Origin of the sequence: Pseudomonas sp. BF-R-24 (genome assembly GCF_019947335.1) — a bacterium.
Classification (GTDB): Bacteria; Pseudomonadota; Gammaproteobacteria; order Pseudomonadales; family Pseudomonadaceae; genus Aquipseudomonas; species Aquipseudomonas jessenii.
This window is the reverse complement of the sequence record NZ_JAGYGG010000015.1, coordinates 1-16,747: the sequence shown is the minus strand read 5'-3', so window position 1 is coordinate 16,747 and position 16,747 is coordinate 1. Positions and strand designations below refer to the sequence as shown.

The following is a 16,747-nucleotide window of genomic DNA, read 5'->3' as shown; positions in this document are numbered from 1 at the left end:
TCAATGATAAGGCTCGAGTGCTGGCGATTAAGCGCAGCGCGGTTGAAACGTAAAACAAACTCCATGAACTCAGTGCAGGTAGTCCTGCAGACGGTAATACGCCCCCACCAGAGGCAGGAACCAGGGTTTGCCGAAATGCCCGGGAATGGCTGGCCAATCGAGTTCGCGCCACGGATTGGCCTCAACCTTGCCGGCCATTACCTCAGCCATGGCCTGCCCCATGTGCACCGACATTTGCACCCCATGACCGCTGTAACCCATGGAGTAATAAACCCCTCCATGCTGCCCGGCGCGGGGTAACCGATCGGAGGTCATATCCACCAGGCCACCCCAGCAGTAATCGATCTTCACGCTAGCCAGTTGCGGAAACATCTGGACCATCGCCGCCTGCAACACCTTGCCGCTCTTGGCGTCGGAAGTGCTGTCGGACATGGCAAACCGGGCACGACCGCCAAACAGCAAACGGTTGTCCGGCGTCAGGCGGAAGTAGTTACCGATCATGCGGCTGGTGACATAGGAACGCCGTGCCGGTAGCAAGCTGTCGATCAGGGCCTGCGGTAGCACCTCGGTGGCGATCACGAAACTGCCCACCGGCACGATACGCCGCCGATACCAGCCCAATCCGCCCTGCTGGCACGTGCCTGTGGCCAGCAGAATCTGCGTGGCGTGTAGCGAGCCCTTGGTGGTATTGACCTGAAAGCCGCCGGAACTGGCTTTCCAGTCCGTCACTGACACGCCCTGAAAGATCAATGCGCCGTGACGAGCTGCCGCCTCGGCCAACCCAACACCGAAGCGCCCGACATGCATCTGCACGCCGTTGCGCTGCAGCATGCCTCCATGGAACTGAGCCGAGTTGGCTTCAGCACGGGCTTCTTCTGGAGAGAGCAACTCGACCTCGGCGTCGACCTCCCGCCGAATCAATTCGCAGGTGCGCGCCAAACCTTCGTAATGCATCGGTTTGGCGGCCAGCTTCAGCTTGCCATTGCGCTTGAGATCGCAGGCGATCTGCTCCTGCTCCACCAATGAAACGACGCTCTGTACGGCGCTTTCATAGGCTTGGTAATAAGCACGCGCCTTATCAGCGCCGAGGCTGGCGCTGAGTGCCGCGTAGTCTTGGGCAACGCCGGTGCTGCAGTGGCCACCATTGCGCCCCGAAGCCTCGCCAATCACCCGCCCTCCTTCCAGCACCACCACACTGGCCCCCTTCAAGGCCAGGGCTCGGGCCGCCGCCAGGCCGGTGAGACCACCACCGACGATGGCCACATCGACCTGCCCGGGCAATGCGCCGAGCCGTGCACCGGTGAATTGCGGTGCGGTATCGAGCCAATAGGACTCACTGCCCATGTCTAACCCCTTTTGCCTTGAAGAGTGCCTTGAGACTTAGAGACCGACCAACCCGGGCAATGCGCCGATATCCGGGATCTGGTGGTAGCCATAGACGGCATTCGCCGGCTGTTCATGACCACGAGCAACGAAGGCTTTGTTCTTGATCTTCATGTCGTGGGCCGGCATCAGGTCATAACGGAAGCTCGAGGACACGTGCAGAACGTCCTCCGGCCCGCAGCCGAGGTTGTCGAGCATGAACTCGAAGGCGGCCAAGCGCGGCTTATAGGCTTGGGCTTGTTGAGCGGTGAAGACTTTATGGAAAGGTGCGCCGAGCTTGTCGACGTTGGACATGATCTGCTCGTCCATCGCATTGGAGAAAATCACCAGCGGAATCTTGTCGGCGATTTTCGCCAAGCCAGCCGGCACGTCAGCATGCGGACCCCAAGTCGGTACGGCGTCGTAGTAGAGCTGGCCTTCACCTTTGTACTCGACACCCCAACGCTTGCAGACCCGCGCCAAGGAGGTCTTGATAATCTCATCATATGGCCGCCAGTCACCCATCACCTGATCCAGGCGATAGGCGGAGAAGTCCTTGACGAACTGATCCATTTGCTCAAAAGGGACACGATCGGCGAACAGTTCGCGCGTCATGTTTCCCATTTGAAAGTTGGTCAACGTGCCATAGCAGTCAAAGGTAATAAACTTGGGTCGAAGAAAGCTCATGAGTGCGGTCCTTAATGATTGTTGAGGTCATGACGGGGCAAGCAGTTACTCCGTTCTGGAAGCATCGGTGCAACGCTGCATCACGGATTTATTACAACACCAAGAGACCATGCATAAACTGTTAAAAGTATAGGCTGCTTGGTACAAACCACCGTTTTGCAGGGCTTGCTCAGCAGACTTTGCGGGACGCTCCAGACTCGGGCGCTCCCCCCCCTGTTCTTAAGCCTTTGCGGGCTTTTATGGTGCGTTGGTAAGCCACGCACAACGCCATGTGCGGCAGTTTTTATGACTGGTGGAAGGAGAAAGAGAGCTTTCGCTGAGGATGCGCCCGCTGATTGTGCTGCGAGGTGAGGCGGGGCTAATTAAGAGTCATGCGCTATGGGACGACCTTGCTTCTATCGGCGATAGGCGTGACATACCGGCCAAAGCAACATCTATATGCGTCGCGATAGCTCTACAAAGGCGGAGAATCGCTCGATGCATTACCACGCCCCCCATCTGCCTATTTATATGACCCATCACCGCCACCGATGTGCCTACGAATGCACTGACCAGGAATGCTCTCACTGAGCGGTCCATCAGAAGGTTTACTGACGAAATCGGGTCAACCTGCTCTCATACAAAGTCAGCCTGAAAGAAACAGCAGATTCTCCCTTGCGAACCTGAAGAACAGCACATTTTATCTGGTCCGCTTTGTTAGCTTATTGAGAAGACCCGGCATAGCGATGCCCTGGTCGCCACCGCGATGTTCTGGTGATTTGCCAATCCCAAGGCCACCTTCGACTTAGCCGTTTACTTCAGCGGCCTTGCAAGGTCGCGAGCCAGACCGCCCTCTGCTGCTTGCAGTGCCTATCACCGCTCTAGGGAGCCAGTTAGATGACAATACAATCTTCGAATAGCTACAGCGTTGATCCGCAAACGTCTCACAAATTTTATATCAATGGCTGTTGGTCTTCCCCGGCAATCCCGGCAAGTTTGCCCGTGGTAAATCCGGCAACTGAAGAGGTCGTCGCACAGGTCGCGCAAGGCTCTGCCGAGGATGTTGATCGGGCAGTAGCTGCGGCGCGTGCAGCGTTTCCTGGCTGGTCTGCTACCTGCGCAGAGTCGCGCGCGCTTGTCCTTGGAAAGATCCATGAGCTCATCCTTGAGCGAAAAGAAGTGCTCGCGCAGGCCCTCTCTCTCGAAATGGGCGCGGCGATTGGCTCCGCCCGGGCAATGCAAGTGCCTCTCGCGGCAGAACACGTTCGGGTCGCCCGCGATCTGCTGTCCACTTATCGTTTCCAGACGGTTGAAGGTGGAACCGCGATTGAACGCGAACCCATAGGCGTCTGCGGTCTCATCACTCCGTGGAACTGGCCGCTTTATCAAATCACCGCGAAAGTCGCCCCGGCTATTGCCGCCGGATGCACTGTAGTCCTCAAACCAAGCGAGCTGTCGCCTCTGAGCGCCCTTCTGTTTGCACAACTGGTCCACGACGCGGGCCTTCCGCCAGGCGTCTTCAACCTCGTGAACGGAAGTGGATCCGAGGTCGGCGCAGCGATGGCTGCGCACCCTGATATCGATATGATTTCGATTACCGGCTCTAACCGCGCGGGCGCGCTGGTCGCACAGGCGGCCGCCCATACGGTGAAGCGCGTAACGCAAGAACTGGGAGGAAAATCCCCGAACATTCTGCTTCCCGACGCCGACTTCGCCAAAGCCGTCCCACTCGGCGTGATGTCAGCGTTCCGCAACGTCGGACAATCATGCAGCGCCCCGACACGAATGATCGTTCCGAAGGACAGGTTGGCGGAAGTCGAATTGCTGGCAGCCGAAACCGCCAATGCGATCATCGTGGGTGATCCGCGCTCGGAAGCTACGGTGCTCGGTCCCATTGCCAACGAGGCCCAGTTCAATCGCGTGCAAGCCATGATCGAGGCTGGCCTGAATGAGGGCGCAAAACTCGTTTGCGGCGGACCTGGACGTGTGCCAGGTTTTGAAAAGGGCTTCTACACTCGACCGACAGTATTCTCCGACGTAGATACCGCAATGCGGATCGCACAAGAAGAAATTTTCGGGCCGGTGCTGTGCATTATTCCGTATGAGACCATCGATGAGGCGGTCGTTATCGCAAACGATACGGTATACGGACTGGGCGCCCATGTTCAGGCTCAGAGCCTTGATCTAGCGCGTGCAGTCGCCTCTCGTATCCGCGCGGGACAAGTGCATCTGAATTACCCCGCCTGGAATCCAATGGCTCCATTCGGTGGTTATAAACGTTCTGGTAATGGTCGTGAGTATGGTGTCTACGGATTAGAGGAATACCTGGAAACCAAGGCAATCATTGGGTTTGGCGGAACACTTGATACTACTTCCCACACGTAGAACTCATTCAAATGTTCGGTGCCGTCCAATTTGGCTATCCGGTAGTCGGTTTGCCTGAGATCAGGCGAGCCGAAAATCCGACTTTTCAATAGTACCGGCCAAAAGCGGACGGTGAAAAGAAATGACATAAACCCGGTAACCGCCGATGGATTGCAGGCCGTCAGCGGAATACCGGAATCGTTCCTGACGCGGCACGACGGTCCCCGGCAGCCTTCAACTTCTTAGCCAACTCGGCTATGCGACGCTCGCCCGCCTCAAGCGCCTGCGCACTTGTATGCACCGAATAGTATCCAAGGTGTAGCGGGTGCGGATGGGGTACAGCCGAACCCAAGACGAACACTGCGTTCTCTTGACCTGATGCCTGTAAGGCGATAGGTGCCTCGCTGAAATCGAAACTAACCATCTCACCAGCCTGGACAACGCCTCCGGCATTCAGCGCCCCCTTGGCGAGCGCGAGCCATCCGACACTGTGCCCAGCCGGTGGTTGGTACACCCAGCGTTCTCCTGGTTTTAAAGTGACCAGCAAGTAGTTGACGTCTTCCGGTGCAGGGACAGGGCTTTGCACACCTTGGTAGTTGCCGAGAATGACATGAGCAAGTTGGCTTTCATTGGCGCTCACTGACTCGATGTAGCGACTTTCAGGCTCACCGTTTTCGAGTTCAGCCGGCAAGGCGATCCACAGTTGAAACCCCTGAATGCGAGGGACTTCCTCGGCTGTCAGTTCTTTGCCATGCCAGATACCTCCACCGGCCCGCATCCATTCGACACCACCGTAACCGATTGTCCCTTCCCCGTTGCCCGGATCGTTATAGCGCACCCGGCCTTCTGTAAACACCGTCACTGTGGCTATACCCGAATGGGGATGCAAAGGCATGCTGGACATCGCATGGATGGCATCTCCACTGACGTCAAAGATGTCGAGGAACACGAAGGGCTTGAGAGTCTGCCCCAGATCAGAAGGACTCATCAGGCGGGTAATAGGTCCATGTCCTACCGCTCCTCGCGTGTACTGCGCAATACGCCGGGACAAACTCGTATCAAGGTTGGTTGAGGAGGTAGTCATGGTTTCGATTCCCGTAACGTCAGGCTTGCATTGGACGGATGAGGTTCAAGATGCTGGCGCGGTGGAGCCAGGCAATACTAGCCGTGATCAGTAGCAGCACGATTGCCGGTATGGGACTACCGCCAATAACGGACAGGTGGGTGAAAATAGCAAAGCACATGGTGATCGCGAGCAGCAGACCGCCCAATCCTGCGGTGACGGGTATGAGCAGGGCGATAGCAGCGGTTACTTCGACCAGTCCCGTCACGGTACGGAACCACTGACCCAAGCCAATATGTTCGAAGACCTCGACCATCATTGGCGCGCCAGCAAGCTTGGCACTGCCAACTGCCAGGAATGCTGCCGCGGCAACAAGAAGTAATCCGAGGGATGTGTACTTTGAAACTCTGCTCGGGGTGTTCGACGTTGTGGAAGCTTGGTTGCTCATAGTAGTGTTCTCTTTAGAGGGTTCAGAGCCAAACTTTCAGGTCTCTGACAGTCAGGCTTACCGCAATGGCCATAAACTGCGGACCGGAAACAACATCACCGACTCCAATATTTCCTGGCATGCGCCTGGCTGAGGGAGCGCAGGTCGACCCTATTTTCCTGCCGGCAATGTCTGGTGCCTTACGTCCATTGAGGGAGTAGTGGTATGGCGAACGAGGACAGGTTTTTTATGGGTGCAACACACCAACCAAAAAATAACCCTGTCCTCACTGCCCTGGCTGTTTAAACTTCTGCATTGGCCTCGCGAACGAAGTCTTCATAGGTGCGCAGTGGGTGCCCGATGATGGTCTGAAGCTGTTCTACGGTTCCTTCAGTTGATTGCATGCCGAACTTCTGGATACCCACCATCATCAGGCGCATGTCATAAGCCAGCCAGGTGGGGCCGTACGAAGCCAGCTGCCCTTCGAAGGTCGCCACATCGTCACCGCCGTAGGCAATATCGCGACCCAAGGCGGAACTCCAGATCTTTGCCACGGACGCACCGGTAAGCGCTTGCGGTCCAACCAACTCCAGGGTTACACGATCCAGAGCAGAAGGCGCTTTGTCGCGTCGCAGCAACTCTGCAACGGCGACATCGGCGATATCGCGCGCATCAATCATCGAGACGCCCGCCGAGCCGATTGGCATCGGGTACACCGAGTAGTTCTGAATCGTCTGTTGGACCATACGGTCGTTTTGCATGAAGTAAGCCGGACGCAGGATAGTTGCGGGGATGTTGAAGCTTTCGATCATCCGTTCAACTGTATGCTTGCCGGTGAAGTGCGGAACATTGGTGAACTTGTCGGCATGAATCACCGACAGGTAAACGAGGCGCTCGATGCCAGCCTCGCGAGCAAGGTTCAGCGTGATGAGGGCTTGCGTCACCTCATCGGGCGTAACGGCGTTGAGCAGGAACAGCGTCCGCACCGACGACAACGCGACGCGCATCGACGGTACATCGGTGAGGTCTGCAACAACTTCAGTGACTCCGGCCGGGAAATCGCACTTTCCCGCTTGGCGTACTAGCGCTTTGACCTCGGCGCCCGCACTGGCAAGGCCCTTAGTGATGAGTGAACCAATGGTGCCCGTGGCACCAATAACGAGAATGCTCATTTTTGAATCTCCTACAGTGGATACTTAGGGTGGGTCAGCGAGAGAAGTCCACAACGACCTTGCCAGTCCGTGAAACGCTGCGATTGCGTTCGATGGCCTCAGGGATGTCGGTGAAGCCAACCACGGCGCCGATCCTGGACTGCAGCGTGCCGCTGGCGATTTCCTGGGCCAGCGTCTCCAGCAATTCGGGGGCGGGCTTGTTCATGAACCAGAGACCTCGGCGATTCGCTGGCGTGCGCGCCAGAATGTCGGGGGATGACGTGCCGACAATGACGCCGTTTTCCGCCAATACCTGCCACGAGCGATCCAGTACCTCACCCCCGACGTAGTCGAGCACCAGGTCAATGTCCTGGACGACATCCTCGAAACGTTGGGCTTGATAGTCGATCACATGATCCGCGCCGAGGCTGCGCACATAATCCAGGTCAGCAGTGCCCGCCGTTGCGAAGACCTCGGCGGCTGCCCGCTTGGCGTACTGCACGGCATAAGCGCCCAGCCCACCGGCAGCGCCGTGAATAAGGATTCTCTGGCCTGGATGAATCGGACCCACATGATGGAGGCTCTTCCAGGCCGCCACGGCTGCGACGGGTACAGCGGCAGCATGGACGTCATCAAGGTTTTCAGGCGTAAGGGAGAGGCTCAATTCATTGACGATCACGAAATCGGCGTACGCGCCCAGTCCACCCACCGCGCCCATGACCCGATCGCCAACACGGAAGCGAGAGGCACCGGGGCCGACTGCCTCGACAACACCCGCCAGTTCAGCGCCCAGTACTATTGGCAATTGAAGCGGGAAGGCATTTCGCACATTGCCTTCGCGGACCTTCCAATCGATACCGTTCACCCCGGCGGCTCGAACTCGAACCAGAACCTGGTCTTGCGCCGGCTCTGGCTTTGCAATCTCGGCTACTTCCACGATATCAGCGCCGCCATAGGCTCGGATCAGTACAGCGCGTTGCATGGTGCTCATTGCAGTTCCTCGTATCGAGTTCCGATGACGAGAAGATATTCTGTTGCATCAATAAAACGAAGACGCCAACATGTAGACACTACGTTTCAAAAATGGAACACCATGAACCTGAACGCTCTGATCGATTTCACACTCGTCGCGACGAACGAGGGGCTCGGAAAGGCAAGCCGTGCGAGCGGCATATCCAAAGCCACCTTATCGCGTCGTATTTCCGACCTTGAGGAACAACTGGGTGTGAGGTTGATCGAGCGCAGCGCACGCGGTCTTAAGCTCACCGAGGCTGGAGAGATACTGATGGCCAGAGCCGAAGGTCCGTTGGCCGAGGTGGCCGAAGCCATGACTGCGGCAAGGGAGGGTGTATCGACGCCTCGCGGACGCTTGCGTGTTGCTTCCCCAGTCCTGTTCTCGCAGCTTGCGATGGGGCGCATCGGCGCAGAATTTTGTGCGGCCTATCCTGAAGTCATGATCGAGGTCGTGGCGGAGGATCGCGTGGTTGACCTAGTCGAGGAACAATTTGACGTCGCCATTCGGATCAACCCCAGCCCAGACAGCAGTTTGGTCGGCCGCTGCTTCGCCAAGGACCGGCTGGTTGTGGTGGCCGCGCCTGGAATACCGATGCCTACACCCGGCGCAATCAGGTCAGTTCCCAGCATTGTGGTTTCGAGTTTCGAGCCCACTAATTGGAAACTCAATGGAGGGCACTTGGTCCTGGAGCCCATCCCAAAGCTGCGGTTCTCTTCGTTCCTGATGATCCGCGATGCTGCTATCGCTGGCGGTGGTGCTGCCCTCATCCCACAGTCCATCGCATGGAACCAGCTTGCTAGTGGCGAACTGGTCCAGTGGGGCACGGTATCGGGTGTAGAACCCGAGCTCTGGGTCTTGCACACATCCAGGCGCCTTGCTGCTCCGAAGGTTCGCGCATTCGTCGATTTCATGTGCGCTAAATACCCGGACATGTCTCTGGTACTAAAGGGATAGAAGACCGCTCACTGGTCTCGGGTATTGATTCGAACATCTGGTTAGGGTCGTTTTCAGCCGGTCGCCACAGGCAGAAAACGGCCAATAGCAGCCGCTCAAGACGCCTAAAAATCCAGAGGTCATTCAGCATTGTGCTGAGCCACGTGAGCGTTAAATCGCCCCAACGACGCTTACGGGTAGGCCGGGACTATCTTTGCCTGCTCAATCAGCCAATCGATGAGCAAAGCTATCTCAGGGATATCGCGACTCTCCTCGTTGCAGATGCAGAAATAATCCATCCCTGTCGGCACCTTCAGTGCAAAGGGTTGCACCAGGCGTCCATCATCCAGGTCGCGTGACGAGTTGATCTCATCGCTGAGTGCAACACCATAGCCATCTCGCGCCGCCTGCAAGGCGATGCCGAGGTCTTCGATATGGACATCGGCATCGCCCGGATAGGGCAGGCGAGCCTCAAGCAACCAGCGCCGCCATTGAGTGCCGTCATCCTCATGCAAAAGACGATGGTGAATCAGGTCAGAGGGTTGCTTGAGCGCGTGGGGGCCGCGCAGCAATTGCGGGCAGCAAACCGGAAACATGTGCAGGTTCTGCAATGGTCGCCACCAGAAACCTTCCCAGATCGGGGCGTCATAGAGCACGGCAACATCAGCCCTGCGCCAGTCCACCTCGCTGATGTCGTCGGCAGTAATGACGCGCAGATGAATATGCGGATGTTCTGCACGAAAGGTAAACAACTTCGGCATCAGCCAGGCCGCGCCAAAAACCGGCTCTGTCGAAATGGTCAAGACTTTCGCCGTCGGCTCTTGGAAATCTGCCTCGCAGATTTGTCGCACCCCTTCAGTGATTTCGCCGATGCCTCGCGCTACCGAACGTTGTAGTGCCAAACCACGCTCCGTCAGCACCAGGTGGCGCCCCTGCTTATAGAACAGTTTGATGCCAAGTGAACCTTGCAAGGCTCTGATTTGCTGGCTGACGGCGCCCGCAGTCACATGCAGTTCAGCGGCGGCAGCGCCGACATGGCCCAGCCTTGCAACACATTCAAATACGCGAAACGCATGGAGCGGAGGCAAGGGCATGCGGGTCTACCATTTAGTTTTTCTGCCTATTTTGTTGGCAATTTATATAGGTTGATTGCGCCTTCAGCAACCGCAAAAATTCAGCGGAGGGAGGCTAAAGACAACAATTCAATAGGTGGCCCTACGAAGCACAGGCAACAACAGGCGTGGCAAGTAAGCGATGAGGGGTGGGCTCGGTGCACCTCTACCTGTTTCGCTCGTGTGCCTTGGTAAATGAGATATCTGGCTGGATAACCTGGGGGACTCGTTACATGGATCAAGAACAAGACATTCAGTTGGCAACAGAGCCTTTGATGGCAGATCAAGCCGCGATGGAGGGGCCCTCGAATCCGGGAAGGCGCCGGTTCAACATGGGTGCGTTGGCGGCTATTACTGCAACTGCCATCGGCACATCAGGGCTTGGACGCCTGGCCCGAGCGGCGGAGCCCAACCCTGCCGCCAATGGCTATCGGGTGCCCGCAGAGTGGGAGCCACACCAGAGCGTGTTGATGGCGTACCCCTATGACAAGAGCTACGAGGACCAGCTGAAACCCATGCAGGATTCTGTCATCAACGTAGCGAATGCCGTTGCGCAGTTCGAACCGGTCTTGATGATGGCGATGACCGGCTATACCGAGGTTGTACGCAAGCGCTGCGGCCCTAACGTTACTGTCATCGAGAATCCATACAACGATTGCTGGACCCGTGATACCGCGCCAGTCTTCGCGCTGAGCCCATCAGGAGGCGACATGCTGGGACGAGATTTCATTTTCAACGGCTGGGGTAACAGGTGGTCGGCGGCCCTGGATGATCAATTGCCCACCGGCGTGTGCGCCACCCTTAACGTGCCTAAATCACCAGTCAATATGGTCTTTGAAGGTGGCGCGGTGATTACCGATGGGCAGGGCACGCTCATTACCACCGAACAGTGTCTGCTCAATCCCAATCGTAATCCGAGCATGACCAAGGCTCAGATCGAGACCGCGCTGCTGCGTGCCTATAACGCGACCAAGATGATCTGGCTGCCGTATGGGGTGTACGGCGACGACGGCGCTGCCGCTACCGATGGGCATGTCGACCTGGTTGCTGCCTATATCGAGCCAGCCCATTTGTTATTGAATTACCCGTCGGACCCAAGCAACCCCAACGTGCCCAGGATGGCGGCAAACCTGGCAGTGCTGCAACAAAGCACCGATGCAAGGGGCCGCCCCTTCAAGATTACTAAGATGCCCGTTCAGCCAACATTCAAGGTGTCAGGCCTGACGGTGGAGAACTTCAGCTACATCAACTTCTACAAATCCAACGTCGGCATCGTGGTTCCCACTTCAGGCACTCCTGCAGATGAGATTGCCTTGAATCTCTTCCGGAAGATTTTTCCGGGACGGCCAGTCGTGGGTGTCGATGGCACCATCCTTGCCAACAATGGCGGTGGTGTGCATTGCATCACCCAACACATTCCTAGTGTCAGTTAGCGCTGAAAAGAATTGCCGCCTATGAGACGCAAGCAATAGCCAGACTGCTTTCCCTCGCAGGGTTGGGCCAGTTCGGCTGATCCAGCCCTGCGCGGGGAATCACCGCCTAACTCCAAAAGATGACGTGCCCGCGTTTGTGCATGCCGCTGCCTGGTGCATCCCGTCAGCGCCTGCACGAAGCGTAGGAGACATCGGCGTCAGACCATATCGTTTAGTTTTTTTGCTTGAATTACTTGTAGTTTATATAGATTGATTGTGATTCAAGCAGCCGTAACAATTCATTTGGAGCTAGGCCAAAGACAATAATTCAAAAGGTGGTCCTATGAAGTACAAGCAGCAACAGCCGTGGCAAAAAATCGATATGGGAGCGGACTCGGTGTCCTGGCGCACCGCCCGCGTTGGAGTCGGCAGCCTGCGTGCCGTCCTGCTGAAAGCTCTGACGATGCTTGCTGGCCCGGCGCTGGCAGCCGAACGAGTGGGCACCATCTCCCAAAGCTGTGAGAAATGGATCAAGCATCAACTCCCCCGCTCGCTCCTCGCTACGATCTGCAGCCTGGGCCTGCTGACCGCTAACGCGAATGCGGAGGAGCGCACCCTGCGTGTCTACAACTGGTTCGACTACGTCGCCCCGCAGACCCTGGACAACTTCAAGAAGGAGAACGGCGCAAAACTGGTCTACGACATCTTCGACAGCAACGAAACCCTGGAGGCCAAACTGCTCACCGGCAACTCCGGCTATGACGTGGTGGTGCCGTCCGACAGTTTCCTCGCCAAGCAGATTCAGGCCGACGCTTTCCAGCCACTTGACCGCAGCAAGCTACCCAACTGGAAGCATCTGGACCCGCAACTGATGAAGCTGATCGAAGCCAACGATCCGGGTAACCGTTTCGCCGTGCCTTATTTGTACGGAACCGTACTGATCGGTTTCAACCCGGCCAAGGTCAAGGCTGCGCTCGGCGAAAACGCGCCGGTGGACAGCTGGGATCTGATCTTCAAGGAAGAGAACATTGCCAAGCTCAAGCAGTGCGGCGTGGCCCTTCTCGATTCGCCGACGGATATGATCCCCATCGCCCTCCACTACCTGGGCCTGCCGCCCAACAGCACTCAGGCCAAGGACTACGCGAAGGCCGAAGAACTGCTGAAAAAGATCCGCCCCAACGTCGCCTACTTCCACTCCTCAAAATACATGACCGATATCGCCAATGGTGACATCTGCGTGGCCGTGGGTTACTCCGGCAGTTTCTCCCAGGCGGCCAATCGCGCCAAGGAGGCCGGTAACGGCGTGGTGGTGGACATGCGCTTGCCCAAGGAAGGCGCACCGGTCTGGTTCGACGTGCTGGCCATCCCCAAGGATGCGAAGAACCCGGATGATGCTCATGCCTTGATCAACTACCTGCTGCAACCGCAGGTGATTGCTCCGATCAGCGACTTCGTCGGTTATCCCAACCCGAACAAGGACGCCACTGCCCTGGTCAGCCCGGAAATCCGCAACAACCCCAATCTCTACCCCGCCGCCGACATCCAGACTTCTCTATTCGCGCTGGTGCCTCTGCCGTCCAGTGCAGAACGCGCTCGCACCCGTGCATGGACCAAGCTCAAGTCGGGAACCTGACAGTAAATTGCGCTGCGCCAGTGAAACTCAACGGAACCAGGCACATGGCCGATGCGGTTTCGCTGGCACGCGGCGCCAATCTAGTCACCTTGCAGACCCAGTAGCCAGTGGTAACAGCATGATTGAAGTAACCGAAGTTTCCATTGCCGAGCTGCGCGCAGCCCTCGAAGCTGGCCGAACCACGGCAGTTGAGCTGGTCCAGGCCTATCTCTCACGGATCGATGCCTACGACGGCCCCAACACGCCCACCGCCCTCAACGCAGTGGTGGTGCGCAACCCGAATGCGCTTGAAGAAGCGCAGGCCTCCGACGCCCGTCGTGCCCGTGGTGAGACCCTCGGCCCGCTCGATGGTATTCCCTATACAGCCAAGGACAGCTACCTGATCAAAGGCCTGAGCGCGGCGTCCGGCAGCCCGGCCTTCAAGGACCTGGTTGCCTATCGCGATGCGTTCACCATCGAGCGCTTGCGCGGCGCCGGTGCGATCTGCCTGGGCAAGACCAATATGCCGCCCATGGCCAATGGCGGCATGCAGCGCGGCGTGTATGGCCGTGCCGAGAGCCCGTACAACGCGGACTACCTCACTGCACCCTTCGCCTCGGGTTCCTCCAATGGCGCAGGCACGGCCACCGCCGCCAGTTTCGCCGCCTTCGGCCTTGCTGAGGAAACCTGGTCGAGCGGTCGCGGGCCGGCCTCAAACAATGGTCTGTGCGCCTATACACCGTCGCGCGGGGTGATCTCAGTGCGCGGCAACTGGCCACTGACGCCAACCATGGATGTGGTCGTGCCCTATGCCAGGACCATGGCCGACCTGCTCGAAGTGCTCGACGTGGTGGTGGCCGAAGACGCCGACAAACGTGGCGACCTATGGCGCTTGCAGCCTTGGGTACCGATCCCCAGCGTCGCCTCGGTGCGCCCCGCTTCCTACCTGGAATTGGCTGCCAGGCCCGCCGCACTCGCCGGCAAGCGCTTGGGCGTACCGCGCATGTACATCAACGCCGACCCCGACGCGGGCACCAGCGAAGCGCCGGGTATCGGGTGGGCGACAGGCCAGCGGATCAACACTCGCCCCTCGGTGATTGCCCTCTGGGAAAACGCGCGAAGGACTCTGGAAGCGGCCGGTGCCGAAGTGGTCGAGACGGACTTCCCACTGGTCTCCAATTGCGAGGGCGATCGTCCTGGCGCGCCGACCGTGTTCAATCGCGGCATCGTCTCCAAAGAATTTTTACAGCATGAACTGTGGGACCTGACCGCCTGGGCGTTCGATGATTTCCTGCAGGCCAATGACGATCCCGGACTGAACCGTCTGGCTGACGTCGACGGCCCGCAGATTTTCCCGCACGACCCAGGCGCTCTGCCTGACCGCGAAGATGGCCCGGCCATTGGCATGGACGAATACGTGCGCATGGCCGAGCGTGGCATCACCCCGTGGGATCAGATCACCACGCTGCCCGATGGCCTGCGCGGGCTGGAACAGACCCGGCGTATCGATCTTGAGGAGTGGATGGATCGGCTGGGGCTCGACGCGGTGATCTTCCCGGCGGTCGCCGACGTAGGCCCGGCGAATGCCGATGTCGATCCGCAATCGGCGGATATCGCCTGGAGCAACGGCGTCTGGGTCGCCAACGGCAACCTCGCCATTCGCCACCTCGGCGTGCCAACGGTCACCGTGCCGATGGGCGTGATGCCGGACATCGGCATGCCCGTCGGCCTGACGTTTGCCGGTCGCGCCTACGACGACTCAGCACTGCTGCGCCTGGCGTCGGCGTTTGAGGCCACCGGATCGAAGCGCTTGATCCCGGTGCGAACCCCACCCTCGCCAGGCGGCTGAAAACCGCAATGGGTCTGGCGCGATAAAGCGCCAATCCTGCCTATTCACGGCAAGCCCGAGCAACAGAAACCAACCTTTGCCCCAGCGAGCACTGCGTGAGCGTACGCATGCCTGGGTCAGCTTCAGTAACCCGCATTGAGAATCCCATGCTAAATGACAATTCGATAATCGATCAGGCGATGACACGTGACAGCCTGTATGGCACCGAGGGTGAACCGACCTACGGTGGTATCACTAGCTTTATGCGGCGTCGCTACACCCGCGATTTACGTGGCGTGGATATCGCCATCAGCGGCATCCCATTCGATACCGCGACCAGCAATCGACCGGGCAGCCGCTTCGGACCGCGGGCCATCCGCGAGGCATCGGTCCAGTCTGCCTGGGCGCGTCACTGGCCGTGGGAATTTGACCCGTTCGATCTGCTGGCTTGTGTCGATTATGGCGATTGCTATTTCGATTACGGCACCCCGGAGCAGACCCCAGTGGCGATCAGGGCCCATGCCGAGCGGATCCTGGCGGCGGGTACAGCGATGCTGACCCTGGGCGGCGATCACTTCATCAGCTATCCGCTACTGCAAGCTCACGCGGCCAAGTATGGTCCGCTGTCCCTGATCCATTTCGATGCGCACCATGACCTGGAGTCCGACGGCGAGGACAAGCGCATCGACCACGGCTCGATGTTCTATCACGCCGTCCGCGAAGGGCTGGTTGATCCTGCGCGCTCCATCCAGATTGGCCAGCGCACGACCAATGACGACGTCATGGGCTTTCAGGTACTGAATGCCAGTGAGGTGCATGATCGCTCTACCAAGGAACTGGCGGAGATTATCCGGGCGCGCGTTGGCGACCATCCGGTCTATCTCACCTTCGATATCGACTGCCTCGACCCGGCATTTGCCCCAGGCACGGGGACGCCAGTCTGCGGTGGACTATCGAGCCATCAGGCCTTGGCGATTCTGCGAGGCCTGCGTGGTATCAACCTGATCGGCATGGACGTGGTGGAGGTGGCACCGCCCTATGACCACGCCGAGATTACTGCGCTCGCCGGGGCCGCATTGGCGATGGAGATGATCTGCCTATATGCCGCGCGGCATAAGCTGTAAACCCGTGGTCTGGACAGCTACAGACACTTTTCGACCAGTTGCTCTCATGACAGCAACTGGCCGGTTTCTGCCTGTCCCCACCGGCCGCTTAGGGCCGAGGCTGTGTAAAAACGTTTTAGAGCCATTTTTGCGGACAGAACCGAAACAAAAATCGCGTCGCTACGCAAATTTCAGGTCTGCTAAATAACCAAACGCTGGCAGATTTTACGCAGCAACGAAGACTTCAAAACGATGCCTGCGTTTTTACACAGCCTGGGTCGCTTGAAGACATTCGGGTATGGGCAAAGCGTGGCACCGTTTCCGGGGATATTTCGACGTCGTAGCGTCGCCGCGGCACGGAGTTTTATTGAGTTGGCATGACTGGGGAATAGCAGTTGCGAGAGAAATAAATCTCATTCGCCATTTATCTGACGCTCGTCTGAAAATCGTCGGATAAATGGCGTTTCGCGTTGAGCTTTTACCCTCCTGACCTAGGCTCAAGCCATGTGGGGAGGAGGTGCAGTCCATGCGCAAATTATTGATTGGCTCGTCGATGCTGGCCTGTCTGGTGCTGCTGGGCGGCTGGTTGAGTCGACCACAGCCGTTGCCGGTCAGGCTGCTAGAGGTTGAGCGGGGGCCGGTGGAGACGCTGGTGGCCAACACTCGCGCGGGTACGCTGAAGTCCTGTCGACGCTCGCA

13 protein-coding genes and 1 pseudogene are annotated in these 16,747 nt (G+C 58.2%); 7 read left to right on the top strand and 7 right to left on the bottom strand.

What is annotated here, in order from left to right; genetic code table 11:
• Window positions 1–69: 69 nt before the first annotated feature.
• Complete coding sequence (locus KGA98_RS13990; RefSeq protein WP_154862975.1) at window positions 70–1,344, bottom strand: NAD(P)/FAD-dependent oxidoreductase; 1,275 nt, start codon at window positions 1,342–1,344, stop codon at window positions 70–72.
• 36 nt (window positions 1,345–1,380) lie between these two features.
• Window positions 1,381–2,049, bottom strand: coding sequence for a haloacid dehalogenase type II (locus KGA98_RS13985; protein WP_154862977.1), 669 nt, complete (start codon window positions 2,047–2,049; stop codon window positions 1,381–1,383).
• An 876-nt stretch (window positions 2,050–2,925) separates the two neighbouring features.
• On the opposite strand from KGA98_RS13985, the gene KGA98_RS13980 reads away from it, so the two are divergent.
• Complete coding sequence (locus tag KGA98_RS13980) at window positions 2,926–4,413, top strand: aldehyde dehydrogenase family protein (protein ID WP_154862979.1); 1,488 nt, start codon at window positions 2,926–2,928, stop codon at window positions 4,411–4,413.
• A 160-nt stretch (window positions 4,414–4,573) separates the two neighbouring features.
• On the opposite strand, the gene KGA98_RS13975 is transcribed toward KGA98_RS13980, so the two are convergent.
• From KGA98_RS13975 to KGA98_RS13960, 4 genes are all read right to left on the bottom strand, one after another.
• A complete protein-coding gene (locus KGA98_RS13975) occupies window positions 4,574–5,476 on the bottom strand; it encodes a pirin family protein (protein ID WP_154862981.1) in 903 nt (300 codons plus the stop codon).
• Between the two features lie 19 nt (window positions 5,477–5,495).
• On the bottom strand, window positions 5,496–5,903 hold the full coding sequence (locus KGA98_RS13970) for a DoxX family protein (protein ID WP_154862982.1): 408 nt from the start codon (window positions 5,901–5,903) through the stop codon (window positions 5,496–5,498).
• A gap of 281 nt (window positions 5,904–6,184) precedes the next feature.
• Window positions 6,185–7,054 carry an NmrA/HSCARG family protein gene (locus tag KGA98_RS13965; RefSeq protein ID WP_154862984.1) on the bottom strand — a complete coding sequence of 290 codons (870 nt, stop codon included), beginning with the start codon at window positions 7,052–7,054 and terminating at the stop codon, window positions 6,185–6,187.
• A gap of 34 nt (window positions 7,055–7,088) precedes the next feature.
• Window positions 7,089–8,024 carry an NADP-dependent oxidoreductase gene (locus KGA98_RS13960; protein ID WP_154947529.1) on the bottom strand — a complete coding sequence of 312 codons (936 nt, stop codon included), beginning with the start codon at window positions 8,022–8,024 and terminating at the stop codon, window positions 7,089–7,091.
• A 102-nt stretch (window positions 8,025–8,126) separates the two neighbouring features.
• On the opposite strand from KGA98_RS13960, the gene KGA98_RS13955 reads away from it, so the two are divergent.
• Entirely contained in the window at window positions 8,127–9,002 is an 876-nt protein-coding gene (locus KGA98_RS13955; RefSeq protein ID WP_154862988.1) for a LysR family transcriptional regulator, read from the top strand.
• Between the two features lie 170 nt (window positions 9,003–9,172).
• On the opposite strand, the gene KGA98_RS13950 is transcribed toward KGA98_RS13955, so the two are convergent.
• On the bottom strand, window positions 9,173–10,075 hold the full coding sequence (locus tag KGA98_RS13950; protein ID WP_154947530.1) for a LysR substrate-binding domain-containing protein: 903 nt from the start codon (window positions 10,073–10,075) through the stop codon (window positions 9,173–9,175).
• Between the two features lie 251 nt (window positions 10,076–10,326).
• Here KGA98_RS13950 and KGA98_RS13945 point away from each other — a divergent pair, with 251 nt between their 5' ends.
• The 5 genes and pseudogenes from KGA98_RS13945 to KGA98_RS13925 form a co-directional block, all read left to right on the top strand.
• Complete coding sequence (locus tag KGA98_RS13945) at window positions 10,327–11,526, top strand: agmatine deiminase family protein (RefSeq protein WP_223502592.1); 1,200 nt, start codon at window positions 10,327–10,329, stop codon at window positions 11,524–11,526.
• A 322-nt stretch (window positions 11,527–11,848) separates the two neighbouring features.
• Window positions 11,849–13,138 (top strand): polyamine ABC transporter substrate-binding protein, encoded by a 1,290-nt coding sequence (locus KGA98_RS13940; protein WP_223502591.1) that lies wholly within the window; start codon window positions 11,849–11,851, stop codon window positions 13,136–13,138.
• Between the two features lie 118 nt (window positions 13,139–13,256).
• A complete protein-coding gene (locus KGA98_RS13935; protein WP_154947532.1) occupies window positions 13,257–14,966 on the top strand; it encodes an amidase in 1,710 nt (569 codons plus the stop codon).
• 146 nt (window positions 14,967–15,112) lie between these two features.
• The gene (speB, locus tag KGA98_RS13930) at window positions 15,113–16,069 is read left to right on the top strand and encodes an agmatinase (RefSeq protein ID WP_154947533.1); all 957 of its coding nucleotides are present in this window, start codon (window positions 15,113–15,115) and stop codon (window positions 16,067–16,069) included.
• Between the two features lie 505 nt (window positions 16,070–16,574).
• Window positions 16,575–16,747: pseudogene (locus KGA98_RS13925) on the top strand (efflux RND transporter periplasmic adaptor subunit); the annotation flags it as partial.